Genomic DNA, 14,769 nt, shown 5'->3' on the forward strand with positions numbered 1-14,769 from the left:
GCTTGTTCGTCCGGCTGATTGCCTTGCCGTTATCGATGATGATGGCCATGGCCGCGATAATCGTGGCGATGATGGCGGTGCTTGTAATACTTGTGATGATAACGGTCGCCACGATAATAGGACGGATGCACATAAACCGGACGGGGTTGCACATACACCGGTCGCGGGTGCACATAGACGGGATGCGGCGAGACGTATACCGGAGCGGGCACGCCCACATGTACATCGACATTGACGCGCGCCATGGCGGGGGCCGCTGACAGGAGCAGGGCTGCGCCTGCAAGAACGGCTGCGAAAAGGCCTGAGAGTTTTTTCATGATCCATCTCCTGGTGACGATGAATCCATTACATAACAGGGCGCCGACGATAACCAGCGTGAATTGGTAAGGAGTGTTACGACATGTTTCCCGCGCATGTCGTCCCGAGCTCGACGATCAGGGGCGTGATGCTGCCGTGCAATCCGCAGCCAGCCAGCGGCCGCTGGTGTTGGCCTGCTCGTCAACGGTGACGCCATGCACCAGTCCCTTGAAGGCGGTCTTGCCGGTAAAGTGCTCGGCGTCGGCCAGTGTGGCCTCCGTCCAGCCGGTGCCATTCACCTGTTCGCCATCGCAGAACAGGTCGGCGGTAAAGCGATTGTCGCTCTGTCTTGCATTGCGCGCTTCGCAGCCCGACTGCCGATGATAGGAAGTCGGGGGAATATTGTGTGCTGCCATTTCAGGCGTCACGCATACCTGAGAACTGGCTGCGCCATCCTTGATGTCTGGCATGACGAAGCCATACTGTTTGGCAAGGTTGCCAAGGTGGCGTCGCTGGTCTGGCGGCACCTGCTCCACCAGCGACAGCAGATTGGAACTGGCCGAGATTTCCCACAGGCCGGGGCGGATCTGCGGTTCGGCGGCATGGGCGGACAGCGCGGTGCCGCACAACAGCGATAAAAGAACGGTTTGCTTCAACGTGCGCATGAGAGAGCTCCATCGGATTGGCGATACCCGGCTTTGAGGTCAAAGCGGCAAGAGAGGTTCCTTTGCCCGAATAGTAGGGTATGCTTGTTGCCGGTTTTCATGTCACCATTGAAATCGCAACAAGATATCCCATATAAAGGGGATACGAAAAACACCGAGATAAGCCGAAAATACGGCAACAAAAGGAGAAACTGCAGTATGGCAATTGAATTACCCCCGAACGTCACCGCACAACGCAAACCGATTTCCCCCACCTCCTACGAATATATTTTCAGGCATAGCGAACTGGGCCAGCTTGGCCGCCTTTTGCTCAATGTCTGTGCCTCCGGCACTTCCAGAATCATCTGTCTGGTTCATGGACAGCCTGGCGACACGCTCACCGAGCAGCGTCGCGCCGTGTTCGAACCGCTGGCGCACAAGCTTGCGGAGCAGATGCGTTCGAAGCTGACATTCGCAAAGGGACCGACCGATCCGCAGTTGCCTGCCATGGCCTGATATCGCCATCCGCATCCCATAAAAAAAGAGGCCCGCAAGGGCCTCTTTTTCGTTCGGCAGGGTTTTCCTCCCGGATACCTTACTGCGCCGGCGTTGCTACCGGAGCTGCAGGCACCGCCGCAGCGGTGGCCGTGTTCTCGAGAATGCCGCCGCCCAGCGAGCGGTACAGATCGACCGCATTGGTCAGGCGCAGCAGTCGTGCCTGCACCAGCTCCTGCTCGGCGGAGAACAGTTCGCGCTGCGCGTCGAGCACGTCGAGCGAACTCGCGATGCCGTTCTCGAAGCGCTGGTCCGCCAGTTTCAGGCGTTGTGCCTGCGCATCCTGCACCTGCTGCTGTGCATCGATCTGCTCTTCCAGCAGGCCGCGCGCGACCAGCGCATCGGCCACTTCGCGGAAGGCGGTCTGGATGCTCTTCTCGTAGTTGGCGACGGCGATGTTCTTGCGCACTTCGGTCAGGTTGAGGTTGGCGACATTGGCGCCGGCATGGAAGATCGGCAGCACCAGTTGCGGCGTGAACGACCAGGCGCGCGAACCGCTTTCGAACAGACCGTCGAGCGTGTTGCTGGCGGTGCCCACGCCCGCGGTCAGCGAGATGCGCGGGAAGAACGCTGCGCGTGCGGCGCCGATGTTGGCATTGGCTGCCAGCAGGGTCTGCTCGGCGCTGCGGATGTCGGGGCGCTGCGTCAGCAGGTCCGAAGGCAGGCCGGCCGGCAGTTCGGTCACGATGTTCTGCGACGACAGCGGTTGCGGATCGGGCAGGCCGTCGAGCGGCTGGCCGACCAGCAGCGTCAGCGCATTCCATGCCTGCGCGCGCTGGCGCGCCATTGCAAGCTGCTGCACACGCGCGGTCTGCATCAAAGCCTGGTTCTGCTGCAGGTCGAGTGCCGACGAGGCGCCAACTTCGAAACGCTGCTTGGCCAGATCGTAGGCCTTGCTGCGGCTTTCCAGCGTGCGCTGCGCGAGTTCCTGCTGCTCGGTGTAGGCGCGCTCGGCCAGATAGGCCTTGGCGACTTCCGCCACCAGACTGATCTGCGCTGCCTGGCGCGCTTCCTCGGTCGCCAGATAGCTGGCCAGGGCGGCATCGCTGAGGCTCTTCACACGACCGAAGAAATCGAGCTCGAACGAAGCCAGGCTCAATCCGACCTGGTAGTTGCTGCCGACCACGCTGGTGCCGGTCTGCGACAGCGAAGCCGGCGTACGGCCGCGGTTGCCGGTGGCGGTCGCATCGAAATGCGGCAGGCGGTCGGCGGCCTGGATGTTGTACAGCGCGCGCGCTTCCTCGATGCGCAGGGCCGCGACCCGCAGGTCGCGGTTGTTTTCCAGCGCACGGCCGATCAGTGCCTGCAGGCGCTGGTCGGGAAAGAAGTTGCGCCAGCCCAGTTCGGAAACCAGCTGCTGCTGATCGGCGGCGGTGGCCGCATGCTGCGGATAGTCAGCCGCGACCGGCGCGTCGGGACGCACGTACTTGGGCGCCATCGAACAGCCGCTCAGTACGCCGGCCGCGATCAGCGTCAGTGTGAGTTGCTTCATCATAATTCTTCATCCTCATTGCGTGGCTTGTTGGCCGCATACATGCGGCGTTGGCGTTCGCTGCCCTTGAATATGTTGCGGACCACCACGAAGAACACCGGCACCAGGAACACCGCCAGCACGGTCGCCGTGATCATGCCGCCCATCACGCCGGTACCGATGGCGCGCTGGCTGGCCGAGCCTGCGCCGGAGGCGATCACCAGCGGCAGCACGCCGAGGATGAAGGCCAGCGAGGTCATGATGATCGGGCGGAAACGCAGGTGAACCGCTTCCAGCGTCGCCTCGATCAGACCCTTGCCCTGCGCCTGCAGGTCCTTGGCGAACTCGATGATCAGGATCGCGTTCTTCGCTGACAGCCCCACCACCGTGATCATGCCGACCTTGAAGTACACGTCGTTCGGCATGCCGCGCAGCGTCACGCCGAGCAGTGCGCCGAGGATGCCGAGCGGCACCACCAGCATCACCGCGAACGGGATCGAGGTGCTTTCATACAAGGCCGCCAGCACCAGGAACACCGCGATCAGCGACAGCGCGTAGAGCGCCGGTGCCTGGTCGCCCGAGGTCTTCTCTTCCAGCGACTGGCCGGTCCACTCGAAGCCGAAGCCCGGCGGCAGCTTGGTCATCAGGTTTTCCATTTCCGTCATCGCGTCGCCCGTGCTGTAGCCCGGCTTGGTGGCGCCGGAAATCTTCATCGCCGGGTAGCCGTTGTAGCGGATCAGTTGCACCGGACCGGTGATCCATTTCGACGTCACGAAGGACGAGAACGGAACCATGCCGCCCTGCGTATTGCGCGCGTACAGGTTCTTCAGATCTTCCGGTTGCAGACGGCGCGGGGAATCGGCCTGCACGATCACGCGCTGCTGACGGCCCTGGTTGGGGAAGTCGTTGACGTACGACGAACCGAGCAGGGTCGACAGCGTGGCGTTGATGGTGTCGAACGAGACGCCCAGCGAATTGGCCTTGTCGCGATCGATGTCCAGTTGCAGCTGCGGCGCATCTTCCAGACCTTCCGGACGCACGCCGGCCAGGATCGGGCTTTGCGCGGCCAGGCCCAGCAACTGGTTGCGTGCGGCGACCAGCGCTTCGTGGCCCTGACCAGAACGGTCCTGCAAGCGGAAGGTGAAGCCGGTGGCGTTACCCAGTTCGCGGATCGGCGGCGGATTCAGCGGATACACGATGGCGTCCTTGATCTGCGAGAAGGCGCCGAAGGCCTTGGCCGCGATCTCGTCGGCCGACTGACCCTTGCCGCGCTCCTTCCAGTCCTTGAACGGCGTGAACACGATACCCGCGTTCTGGCCGTTGCCCGAGAAGCTGAAGCCGGTGATGGCGACCACGTGCTGCACCGCCGGTTCGTTCATGTAGTAGTTCTCGATCTGCTTGATGACTTCCAGCGTACGACCGGTGCTGGCGCCTGCAGGCAGTTCGACGTTGGTGACGATGTAGCCCTGGTCCTCGTTCGGCAGGAACGAGGCCGGCAGACGCGCGTAGAGCAGCGCCACGCAGCCGATGATCAGGCCGTAGACGAGCATCCAGCGTCCGGTCTTGGTCAGCATGCGTGCCACGAAGCCCTGGTAGCCGGTCGTGGTGCTGTTGAAGCGGCGATTGAACCAGCCGAAGAAGCCGCGTTTCTCGTGATGTTCGCCTTTCGGAATCGGCTTCAGGATGGTGGCGCACAGGGCCGGCGTCAACGTGAACGCCATCAGCACCGAGAACACCATAGAGGCCGCGATCGACAGCGAGAACTGGCGATAGATGGCGCCCACCGCGCCGCCGAAGAAGGCCATCGGGATGAACACCGCGATCAGCACCAGTGTGATGCCGATCAGCGCACCCGAGATCTGGCCCATCGCCTTGCGTGTCGCATCGCGCGGCGACAGTCCTTCTTCCGCCATGATGCGTTCGACGTTCTCCACCACCACGATCGCATCGTCGACCAGAATACCGATCGCCAGCACCATGCCGAACATCGTCAGCACGTTGATCGAGAAACCGAACAGCATCATGGTCGCAAACGTGCCCGCCAGCGCCACCGGCACCACGATGGTCGGGATGATGGTGTAGCGCAGGTTCTGCAGGAACAGATACATCACCAGGAACACCAGGATGATGGCTTCGATCAGGGTCTTCACGACTTCCTCGATCGAGATCTGCACGAACTTGGAGGTGTCGTACGGAATGTCGTAGCGCACGCCGGCCGGGAAATACTTCGACAGCTCGTCCATCTTGGCGTGGACGAAGTTGGCGGTTTCCAGCGCGTTGGCGGTCGGCGACAGCTGCACGCCGATAAAGGACGTCGGCTTGCCGTTCAGGCGGCCGGAGGTTGCGTACTGCTGGCCGCCGACCTCGACGCGCGCGACGTCGCGCAGGCGCACGCTCGAGCCGTCACGATTGGCGCGCAGCACGATGCTGCCGAATTCCTCGGGACTGGTCATCTGGCCGTTGACCACCACGGTCGCCGCGTACTGCTGATCGGTCGGGCTCGGCAGCTCGCCCAGCGTACCGCCGGCCACCAGCGCGTTCTGCGCGCGGATCGCGGCGGTGACGTCGGCCGGAGTGAGGTTCAGGCCGACCAGCTTGTTGGGATCGACCCAGATGCGCATCGCGCGTTCGGTACCGAACAGCTGCGCCTGGCCGACACCCGGCACGCGGCGGATCTCGTTGAGCACGTTGCGCGACAGATAGTCGCCGAGAGCGATTGGATCGAGCGAGTTGTCGGTCGAGGACAGGCCGATGAACAGCAGGAAGTTGCTGCGCGACTTGGTGACCTGCACGCCCTGTTGCGTGACCACCGACGGCAGACGCGCTTCCACGCGCTTGAGGCGGTTCTGCACGTCGACCGCGGCCAGATCGGGATTGGTTTCCGGCGTGAAGGTGACGGTGATCTGCACCTGGCCATTGGCCTGGCTTTGCGACTCGACGTACATCAGGCCGTCGGCGCCGTTCATTTCCTGCTCGATCAGGCTGGTGACGCTGTCGTCCAGCGTCTGCGCCGTTGCGCCCGGATAGTTGGCCGTGACCACGATGGCTGGCGGTGCAATGTTCGGATATTGCGCCACGGGCAGGAACTTGATCGACAGCGCCCCCGCCAGCAGGATGAAGATCGCCAGTACCCACGCGAATACCGGGCGATCGATGAAAAATTTACCCATTACGGTACTCCCTTACTTCGTTGCGGGTTGGTCTGCCTTGTCTGCGGGTGCAGCTTTCTCGGCGGGGGCTGCCTCGCTGGCGGGTGCATTGCCGGCAGCCGGGTCTTTCCAGGGAACCGGCGTGACGACGGCGCCCGGCTGCACCTTCTGCAGGCCTTCGACGATCACGCGGTCGCCGGCCTTGAGGCCGCTTTCCACGATCCAGCTGTTGTCATGCGAGGAGCCGGTCTTGATCGGGCGGCTGGTGACCTTGTTCTCGGCATCGACCACCAGCACGGCGGAGCCGGCCGGAGTCTGCATCACGGCGCGTTGCGGCACGGCCAGTGCATTCTCGTTGACGGCCTGTTCGACACGCGCACGCACGTACATGCCAGGCAGCAGGGTGCGGTCAGGGTTCGGGAACTCGGCGCGCAGCGCGACCGCGCCCGAGGTTTCATCCACGGTCAGGTCGGAGAACAGCAGCTTGCCGGCACGCGGATATTCGGTACCGTCTTCCGTCACCAGCGTGATCTTGATCTGGCCCTTGCCGGCGCTCTTCAGCTGGCCATCGGCCATCGCGCGCTGCAGTTTCAGGATGTCGGTGCTCGACTGCGTCATGTTCAGGTAGATCGGATCGATCTGTTGCACCACGGCCAGCGGCGTGGCTTCGTTCTGGCCGACCAGCGCGCCTTCGGTCACCAGCGCGCGGCCGATGCGGCCCGAGATCGGCGAGGTCACGTTGGCGTAGCCGAGCGACAGGCGCGCGTTTTCACGTGCCGCCTTGGCAGAGGCCAGATCGGCGATGGCCTGCTTCTCGGCGGCGACCACGTCATCGTATTCCTGCTTGCTGATGGCGTTGGTTTCGACCAGCGGCTTGTAGCGCTTGGCTTTCAGCTGGTTCTGCAGCAGCGTCGCTTCGGCGCGTTCCACCGCGGCGTTGGCGCTGTTGTAGTTGGCCTGGAATTGCGCGGGATCGATCTGATAGAGCAATTCGCCAGCCTTGACGTCGCTGCCTTCACGGAAGTTGCGTTTGAGTACGATGCCCGCCACGCGCGCGCGCACTTCGGCGATGCGGCTCGACTCGAGACGACCCGGAAGTTCGTTGGTGACGGCCAGCGGGGCGGGGGTGACGGTGACGATCGAGACTTCAGGCGGGGGCGGCGCAGCGGGTGCTTCGGATTTTCCGCCGCAGGCGGCGAGGGCAAAAATCAGGGCAAGGCTTGCGCTGATGCGCGTCAAACGGGGAAGTGAATTCATATACGTCTCGCACGATAGATAAAGTCGCTGCCGGAAATCGACAGATCCAGAAAACGGGTAAGGCAGAAAAGAGACTCGGCACGGGCTGTTGCGGCTGTGCTTTTTGCTGAACGGCTGCAAGTCGAGTATTATACATACATTCGCGAATGTATGTATTCATGGCAACCCTGGCGCAAAAAACGCTTCAGCATAGCGAAAATACAAAAAGCATGTGAGAGGAGATTAAATCCAGATGGCACGAGCAACAAAGGAAGAAGCGCTTGAAACACGCAACCGCATCATCGATGCGGCGGAAGAGGTTTTTTATGCGCGCGGCCTTGCCCAGACTTCGCTGGCTGATGTTGCCGTGGCTGCCGATGTGACGCGCGGCGCGATCTATTGGCATTTCAAGAACAAGGCCGACCTGTTCGAGGCGATGGCCGATCGTGTCTGCCTGCCGATGGAATCGCTGATGAACACGCCGCTCGAGCAGTATGCGAACGATCCGCTCGGCCATCTGCGCAGCACCTGGATTCATCTGCTGCACGACGCCGCGCAGAACGAGCGCACGCGTCGCGTGCTCGACATTCTCTTCCTCAAGTGCGAACTGGTGGATCGCAACGATCCGATCTGGATACGCCAGCAGGCCTGCTACCTGAGCGGACTCGACAACATGGAGCGCATCCTCAAGGATGCGATCGTGCTCAAGCAGCTGCCGGCCGACCTGAACACGCGGCTGGCGGTGCTGACCCTGCATGGGCAGGTGATCGGCCTGCTGATGAACTGGCTGTTCTGCCCGGATGCCTTCGACCTGGCGGAGGTGGCCGAACAGGTCATCGACACCTGCATCGACAGCCTGCGCTATGCGCCGTCGCAGCGTTTGAAGCAGGCATGATGGAGAAGGGCGGCGCGATGCGGGAGGTTCGATCCCGCGTTCAGCGGGCAGCGGGGGCTTGCAGCAGCGTGTTGATGCGCACCAGATCGTCTTCCTGCAGCACGCCGGCCGCAGACTTCAGACGCAGTGCATTGACCAGCGTGTCGTAGCGCGCCACCGCCAGGTCGCGCTGGGTCGCGTACAGCTGGCGTTGCGCATCGAGCACGTCGAGGTTGATGCGGATGCCGACCTCGTATCCCACGCGATTCGATTCCAGTGCCGAGGCGCTCGAGCGCTCGGCCGCTTCCAGCGCCTTGACCTGCGCCAGTCCGCTGGTGACTCCCGACCATGCCTGCCGCGCGCTCTGCGCGGCGATCCGGCGCGACGATTCGAGATCGGCGCGCGCCTTGTCTTCCAGCGCGATCGCCTGCCGCACGCGGCTGGTGACGGCAAAGCCGCTGTAGAGCGGGATCGACCATTGCACGCCGACCGAGGTGGTCGGCCCGGTACCGTTCTGGTCCAGGATGTTGTTGCGTTGCCGCGTGTCGCTGCGGCTCGCCACCAGGTCCACGGTCGGGTAATGGCCGGCACGGTTGCGCGTGATGTCGCGCTGCGCGATCTGCAGCGCCAGCTGGCGGCTGATCACGTCCAGATTGCCTTCTTCCGCCTGCGCGACCCAGGGCGCCATCTGCATCGGCTGCGGCGGCTGCAGCTCGGCGTCGGCACGCAGCGTCGCCAGCGCGCCGGCAGGATTGCCCGTCAATTGCTCGAGCGCGGCGCGCTTGATCTCGAGATCGCTCCGCGCTGCCAGTTCCTGCGCCGAAGCCAGGTCGTGGCGCGCCTGCGCCTCATGCGTATCGGTGATGGTCGCGGTGCCGACCTCGAAGTTGCGCTTGGCCGATGCCAGCTGTTCCTCGATCGCGGTCATCTGCGCGCGCAGCGAGGCCAGCGTGTCCTGCGCTGCGAGCACGTCGAAATAGGCCTGCGCCACGCGCAGGATCAGGTCCTGGCCGGCGAAGGTGAACGCGGTCTCGCTGACGGCTGTCTGTAGTTTTCCCTGTTCGTAGTTCTGCCATGCTGCCGGATCGATGAGCGGCTGGGACAGCGACAGCGAATAGCCGCGCGAACTGTACTCGGGCACGCCATCGCGCCGCACGCGCTCGTTGGCGCCGGAAATGCCGATCAGCGGCAGCAGGCCGGCGCGGCCCTGCACGGTCGCTTCCTGGCCGGCGGCGAGTTGCGCACGTGCGCTGGCATAGACGGCATCGTTGACGAGCGCATCGCGATAGGCCTGCAGCAGATCGGTGGCGGAAGCCGCCATGGACAGGGAGAAGCCGGCGCACAGGGAGAAAAGCTTCAGCAGACGCATCGCGTGGTCCCGGCGCGGCGGGTTCAGTAGGTGGGCATGGCAGGATCGACCTGCTGCGCCCACGCATGAATGCCGCCGCTGAGATTGATGACCTGGGTAAAGCCGTTGGCTTCGAGGAAGTGCGCGACCCGCAGGCTGCGCATGCCGTGATGGCAGATGCAGACGACGGGCGTCTCGCGATCGAGCCGGTCGATTTCACCGGGAATGGTGTTCATGGGAATCGAGACCGAACCATCGATGCGGCAGGTCTGGAATTCCCAGGGTTCGCGCACGTCCAGCAACAGAGGACTGTTGGCGGAAGATTCGGCGATGAGCGCGGCGACTTCCGGTGCAGTCAACTGTTGCATGTGCGTGCCTTTTTCCGGTTCAGAATTTGAAGGGCGATGGTGCCGGCACGTTGCGCAGCGGCTTGACGATGGTCTCGAACTTGCCGACCGTGTCGAAATTGACTTCCGAGGTGCGCGTGATGATCTGCGCCGTCATCGCCGGCAGCGTGCCGACCACGACGAACATGCGGCCGCCGACCTTCAACTGCGCCAGCAGGCCTTCCGGCACCACCGGCACCGAACCGGACACCACGATCACGTCGTACGGCGCGTTCGGCTGCACCAGGCCCTTGTAGCCCTGGGCGGCATCGCCTTCGGCAACTTCGACGTTGGTCACGCCATAGTCGGCCAGGTTCTTCTCGGCCATGGCCTTCAGTTCGGGATTGATCTCGACCGTCGTCACGTGGCGCGCCTTGTGCGCCAGCAGTGCCGCCATGTAGCCGGAGCCGGCACCGATCTCGAGCACGTTCTCGTGTTTCTGCACCGCCAGTTCCTGCATGATGCGCGCCTCGAGCTTGGGCGTCAGCATGTTCTCGCCGCCCGGCAGCGGGATTTCGCTGTCGGCAAAGGCAAGCGCGCGGTAGGCGGCCGGCACGAAGGCCTCGCGCTTGACGACGACGAGGAGATCCAGCACGTCCGTATCCAGCACGTCCCACGGACGGATCTGCTGTTCGATCATGTTGAAACGGGCTTGTTCGATATTCATGGCGATGGCTTGGTAACGAAAAGAAGGAAAGACGGCATTTTAGCAAAGGATACGTGCCGGATCGCAACAGCTTCGCCTTTTCCGGCCCGGTGCGGCGGACAAAAACGGCGATGCCGGCAAAACGATGCGGCGCCCGGTGCCGACGGCACGTTAAAATGCGGTCTGTCCGTACTTTTTCCCGTTCCGGTTTATTGCATGATGGTCAATGAGGCGCCGGCCTGCCGCCCCGACTGCGGTGCCTGCTGCACCGCACCGTCGATTTCCTCCGCGATTCCCGGCATGCCGCTGGGCAAGCCGGCCGGCATGCGCTGCGTGCAGCTCGACGAGGTCAACCGCTGCCGCATCTTCGGCCGCCCCGAGCGGCCGGCGGTATGCGCGAGCCTGCAGCCGGAACCGGAGATGTGCGGCGCCACGCGGGCGCATGCGATGCGCTTCCTGACGCGGCTCGAGCAATTGACGGCAGCATGAACGCCAACACCGTATCCAGCAACACCAACGACAAGAACCGAACCGCCGATGAACACACGTGACGATCTGGGTGCCCGCGCCCTGCACATCCTGGAAACGGTGTTCGGCTATCCGTCCTTCCGCGGCGAGCAGGCGGCCATCGTCGATGCGGTGGCGCGCGGCGGCGATGCGCTGGTGCTGATGCCGACCGGCGGCGGCAAGTCGCTGTGCTACCAGATTCCGGCGCTGCTGCGCGACGGCGTGGGCGTGGTGATCTCGCCGCTGATCGCGCTGATGCAGGACCAGGTTGATGCGTTGGCCGAGGTCGGCGTGCGCGCGGCCTTTCTCAATTCCACCCAGAATTTCGACGAGACGCTGCGCGTCGAGCGCGCGCTGCGCGCCGGCGAGCTCGACCTGCTGTACGTGGCGCCCGAGCGCCTGATGACGCCGCGCTGCCTCGACATGCTGGAAACCGTGCGCATCGCGCTGTTCGCGATCGACGAGGCGCACTGCGTCTCGCAATGGGGCCACGACTTCCGTCCCGAGTACATCAGGCTGTCGGTGCTGCACGAGCGCTTCCCGCAGGTGCCGCGCATCGCACTGACCGCCACCGCCGATCACCAGACGCGCGCCGAGATCGCGCATCGCCTGCAGCTCGAGGACGCGCACATGTTCGTGTCGTCCTTCGACCGTCCGAACATCCGCTACCAGATCGTCGAGAAGGCCAACGGCCGCAAGCAGGTGCTCGACTTCATCGAGAGCGAACATGCGGGCGATGCCGGCATCGTCTATTGCCTGTCGCGCAAGAAGGTCGAGGAGACCGCCGAATTCCTCAACGAGAACGGCCTGACCGCCTTGCCGTACCACGCCGGCATGGAATTCGCCACACGCAGCGTCAACCAGTCGCGCTTCCTGCGCGAGGATGGCATCGTGATGGTGGCGACGATCGCCTTCGGCATGGGCATCGACAAGCCGGACGTGCGCTTCGTCGCGCACCTCGACCTGCCCAAGAGCATCGAGGGCTATTACCAGGAAACCGGGCGCGCCGGCCGCGACGGCCTGCCGGCCAGCGCATGGATGGCCTACGGCCTGCAGGACGTGGTGCAGCAGCGCCGCATGATCGACGAATCGGACGCCGACGAAACCTTCAAGCGCGTGCAGGCCGCCAAGCTCGACGCCATGCTCGGCCTGTGCGAAACCCTGCATTGCCGCCGCGTGCGCCTGCTCGATTACTTCGGCCAGCCGTCGCAGCCCTGCGGCAATTGCGATACCTGCCTCAATCCGCCACGTTCGTTCGACGCCACGGTCGCGGTGCAGAAACTGCTCTCGACGATCTATCGTGTCGATCAGCGCTTCGGCGCGATGCACGTGCTTGACGTGCTGCGCGGTGCCGATTCGGAAAAGATCAAGCAGTGGGGCCACGACAAAGTCTCGACTTTCGGCATCGGCGCCGACCGCAGCGAGGCCGAGTGGCGCGCCATCCTGCGGCAGTCGATCGCGCTCGGGCTGATCGCGGTGGATCATGAGTCCTACGGCGCGCTCAAGCTGACCGAGGCGGCGCGTCCCATCCTGAAGGGACAGGAAACGGTGCAGCTGCGCGAATACCAGAAGCCGGTCAAGGCACGTCGCACCAGCAAGCCGAAGGGCTATGTCGAAACCGATCTCACGCCGGAAGAGCAGGCCGTCTTCGAAAGGCTGCGCTGGTGGCGCATGGAAACCGCGCGCAAGCACAATGTGCCGGCCTACGTGGTGTTCCAGGATGCCACCATGCGCGAGATCGCCAAGGTACAGCCGACCACGCTCGACGCGCTGCGCGGCGTTAGCGGCGTGGGCGAGAAGAAGCTCGAGAGCTACGGCGCCGAGATCGTCGCGCTGATCGCGGAAGGCTGATCGTCATTTCTCGACGCCTTGCGTGACGCATCGCATCTGGTCATCTGTGGCGCGCACGCGACCATCTGCACGGTGCGAATTGCGCCGCCCGGCGCGCTTGGCTACAATCGATCGATAATGATTCTTATCTGCATTTGGGGCATGCCGTCCCTGCAGTCAGGTCGATCGGTATATCCAGCATGTCAGCCCCGGAAAATTCCCTGCAACACGAACTGAGCGCGCTCTACAGCGACCATCACGGCTGGCTGCTCGGCTGGCTGCGGCGCAAGCTCGGCAATGCCTTCGATGCGGCCGACCTGGCGCAGGACACCTTCGTGCGTGTGCTGGGCCGGCCGCACGAGGTGCAGGGGTTGCGCGAGCCGCGCGCGTGGCTGACTTCCATCGCGCATGGCCTGGTGGTTGACCACGTGCGGCGGCAGGACGTCGAGCGCGCCTATCTCGAAGTGATCGCGCAGCTGCCGGAGCCGCAGGCGTTCTCGCCCGAGGCGCGGCTGGCACTGATGGAAACCCTGCTCGCGCTCGATGCGCTGCTCGACGGCCTCAATCCGAAGGCGCGCGGTGCCTTCCTGATGTCGCGCCTCGAAGACATGAGCTACCCCGAGATTGCGGCGCGTCTCGGGGTGTCGCTGAGCTCGGTCGAGAAATACATGGCGGCCGCGATTCGGCATTGCCTGGCCTTCCGGCGCGCACATCTGCAGGCGGCCTGAATGTTCCATCCGCCAGCCAGTTTCCTGCCCGCATGAGTTCCGCTTCTTCCTCCGCCAGCCGCGACGTCTCTTCCGATGCGCTCGATCAGGCCATCGCCTGGATCGTGCGGCTGCGCTCGGGGATGCTGGACGATGCCGCACAGCGCCGCCTGCAGCAGGAAGTGCAGGCATGGCGGCAGGCCGCGCCCGCGCACGAAGCCGCGTGGCAGGAACTGCAGGCGGTGGAGCAGGGCTTCGCGGCGGTGCAGGCGACGCAGCGCGCGCATGCGGCGCGCACGCTGCAAACGGTCGTGCATCATCGCGGCACGCGCCAGTCGCGGCGCAAGGCGCTGCGCGTGCTGGGCTGGGGCGGTGTCGGCGTTGCCGTCGGCGCGCTGTCGCTGTCTCAATCGGGATGGCAACCCGGTTGGCGCACGTGGAGCGCCAGTCTGGCGGCCGATCATGCGACGGCTGTCGGCGAGCGCCGCAGTATCACGCTGCCGGACGGCACGCGTGTCGCGCTCAATACCGACACCGCGATCGACGTGCGCTATACCGAGACGCAGCGCACCATCGTCCTGCATCGCGGCGAAATCTTCATCCAGACCGGAAGCGATGGCGATCATGCCGGTGGACGTCGCCGCTTCTTCGTGCGCACCGCACAGACGCGGCTGGAAGCCATCGGTACCGGCTTCCTGGTGCAGCAGGAAGCGCAACACACGCGCCTGCAGGTGGCGCAGGGCAGCGTCGCGATCCGTGCCGGCGAGGGCGATGGCAACAGCAGCGATCTGATCGCCGCCGCAGGCGAGGCCTGGCGCATCGATGCGCAGGGCCGCGCACGCGCGCTGGAAGAAATCGCCTTCGATGCCACCGCATGGCTGGACGGTGCGCTGGTGGCACGGCAGATGCGGCTCGGCGATCTGGTCGCGCAGCTTGCGCGTCACCGCAGAGGCTGGTTGCGTTGCGATCCGGCGATTGCCGATCTGCGCGTGTCCGGCGTGTTCCAGCTCGACGACACCGACCGCGCGCTCGCATCGCTGGTGCAGACGCTGCCGATCGCGATGGTCAGCCATACGCGCTACTGGGTCACGCTGCAGCCGATGTAATTGGCAAAAGATT

Annotated in this window: 14 protein-coding genes; 6 read left to right on the forward strand and 8 right to left on the reverse strand. The window is 64.2% G+C overall.

The features are described 5' to 3' along the window. Positions 1–29: 29 nt before the first annotated feature. Together IEV38_RS08670 and IEV38_RS08675 are read right to left on the reverse strand one after the other, a co-directional pair. Complete coding sequence (locus IEV38_RS08670; protein ID WP_188395787.1) at positions 30–317, reverse strand: hypothetical protein; 288 nt, start codon at positions 315–317, stop codon at positions 30–32. A 117-nt stretch (positions 318–434) separates the two neighbouring features. After that, positions 435–962, reverse strand: coding sequence for a DUF3617 domain-containing protein (locus tag IEV38_RS08675; RefSeq protein ID WP_188395788.1), 528 nt, complete (start codon positions 960–962; stop codon positions 435–437). A gap of 198 nt (positions 963–1,160) precedes the next feature. On the opposite strand from IEV38_RS08675, the gene IEV38_RS08680 reads away from it, so the two are divergent. Beyond that, the gene (locus IEV38_RS08680; RefSeq protein ID WP_188395789.1) at positions 1,161–1,457 is read left to right on the forward strand and encodes a hypothetical protein; all 297 of its coding nucleotides are present in this window, start codon (positions 1,161–1,163) and stop codon (positions 1,455–1,457) included. Between the two features lie 79 nt (positions 1,458–1,536). Here the strand turns inward: IEV38_RS08680 and IEV38_RS08685 are convergent, their stop codons facing one another. From IEV38_RS08685 to IEV38_RS08695, 3 genes are read right to left on the reverse strand one after another with little or no spacing between them, the layout of a single operon-like run. Then, positions 1,537–2,991: an efflux transporter outer membrane subunit gene (locus IEV38_RS08685; protein WP_308633594.1), complete on the reverse strand. Its 1,455-nt coding sequence runs from the start codon at positions 2,989–2,991 to the stop codon at positions 1,537–1,539. Then, a complete protein-coding gene (locus tag IEV38_RS08690; RefSeq protein ID WP_188395790.1) occupies positions 2,988–6,137 on the reverse strand; it encodes an efflux RND transporter permease subunit in 3,150 nt (1,049 codons plus the stop codon). The genes IEV38_RS08685 and IEV38_RS08690 overlap by 4 nt, the downstream gene beginning before the upstream one ends. 12 nt (positions 6,138–6,149) lie before the next feature. Further along, positions 6,150–7,373 (reverse strand): efflux RND transporter periplasmic adaptor subunit, encoded by a 1,224-nt coding sequence (locus tag IEV38_RS08695; protein WP_188395791.1) that lies wholly within the window; start codon positions 7,371–7,373, stop codon positions 6,150–6,152. A gap of 232 nt (positions 7,374–7,605) precedes the next feature. On the opposite strand from IEV38_RS08695, the gene IEV38_RS08700 reads away from it, so the two are divergent. Next, a complete protein-coding gene (locus tag IEV38_RS08700; protein ID WP_188395792.1) occupies positions 7,606–8,247 on the forward strand; it encodes a TetR family transcriptional regulator in 642 nt (213 codons plus the stop codon). Between the two features lie 40 nt (positions 8,248–8,287). Here the strand turns inward: IEV38_RS08700 and IEV38_RS08705 are convergent, their stop codons facing one another. Genes IEV38_RS08705 through IEV38_RS08715 form a run of 3 tightly spaced genes read right to left on the reverse strand, consistent with a single transcriptional unit; the run spans position 8,288 to position 10,627 of the window. Continuing rightward, positions 8,288–9,595, reverse strand: a complete 1,308-nt coding sequence (locus tag IEV38_RS08705) for a TolC family outer membrane protein (RefSeq protein WP_188395793.1) — start codon at positions 9,593–9,595, stop codon at positions 8,288–8,290. 23 nt (positions 9,596–9,618) lie between these two features. Further along, complete coding sequence (locus IEV38_RS08710; RefSeq protein ID WP_188395794.1) at positions 9,619–9,942, reverse strand: rhodanese-like domain-containing protein; 324 nt, start codon at positions 9,940–9,942, stop codon at positions 9,619–9,621. A 19-nt stretch (positions 9,943–9,961) separates the two neighbouring features. After that, positions 9,962–10,627, reverse strand: coding sequence for a protein-L-isoaspartate O-methyltransferase family protein (locus tag IEV38_RS08715; protein WP_188395795.1), 666 nt, complete (start codon positions 10,625–10,627; stop codon positions 9,962–9,964). 195 nt (positions 10,628–10,822) lie between these two features. Between IEV38_RS08715 and IEV38_RS08720 the strand changes: the two genes are divergently transcribed. From IEV38_RS08720 to IEV38_RS08735, 4 genes are all read left to right on the forward strand, one after another. Further along, complete coding sequence (locus IEV38_RS08720) at positions 10,823–11,095, forward strand: YkgJ family cysteine cluster protein (protein ID WP_229728948.1); 273 nt, start codon at positions 10,823–10,825, stop codon at positions 11,093–11,095. Positions 11,096–11,143: 48 nt separating this feature from the next. After that, complete coding sequence (recQ, locus tag IEV38_RS08725) at positions 11,144–12,964, forward strand: DNA helicase RecQ (protein ID WP_188395796.1); 1,821 nt, start codon at positions 11,144–11,146, stop codon at positions 12,962–12,964. Between the two features lie 179 nt (positions 12,965–13,143). Then, positions 13,144–13,671 (forward strand): sigma-70 family RNA polymerase sigma factor, encoded by a 528-nt coding sequence (locus IEV38_RS08730; protein WP_188395797.1) that lies wholly within the window; start codon positions 13,144–13,146, stop codon positions 13,669–13,671. 32 nt (positions 13,672–13,703) lie between these two features. Then, positions 13,704–14,756 carry a FecR domain-containing protein gene (locus tag IEV38_RS08735; RefSeq protein WP_188395798.1) on the forward strand — a complete coding sequence of 351 codons (1,053 nt, stop codon included), beginning with the start codon at positions 13,704–13,706 and terminating at the stop codon, positions 14,754–14,756. Positions 14,757–14,769: the final 13 nt, after the last annotated feature.

The sequence above is a fragment of the Oxalicibacterium flavum genome (assembly GCF_014635065.1).
In the GTDB taxonomy this organism is placed as follows: domain Bacteria; phylum Pseudomonadota; class Gammaproteobacteria; order Burkholderiales; family Burkholderiaceae_D; genus Oxalicibacterium; species Oxalicibacterium flavum.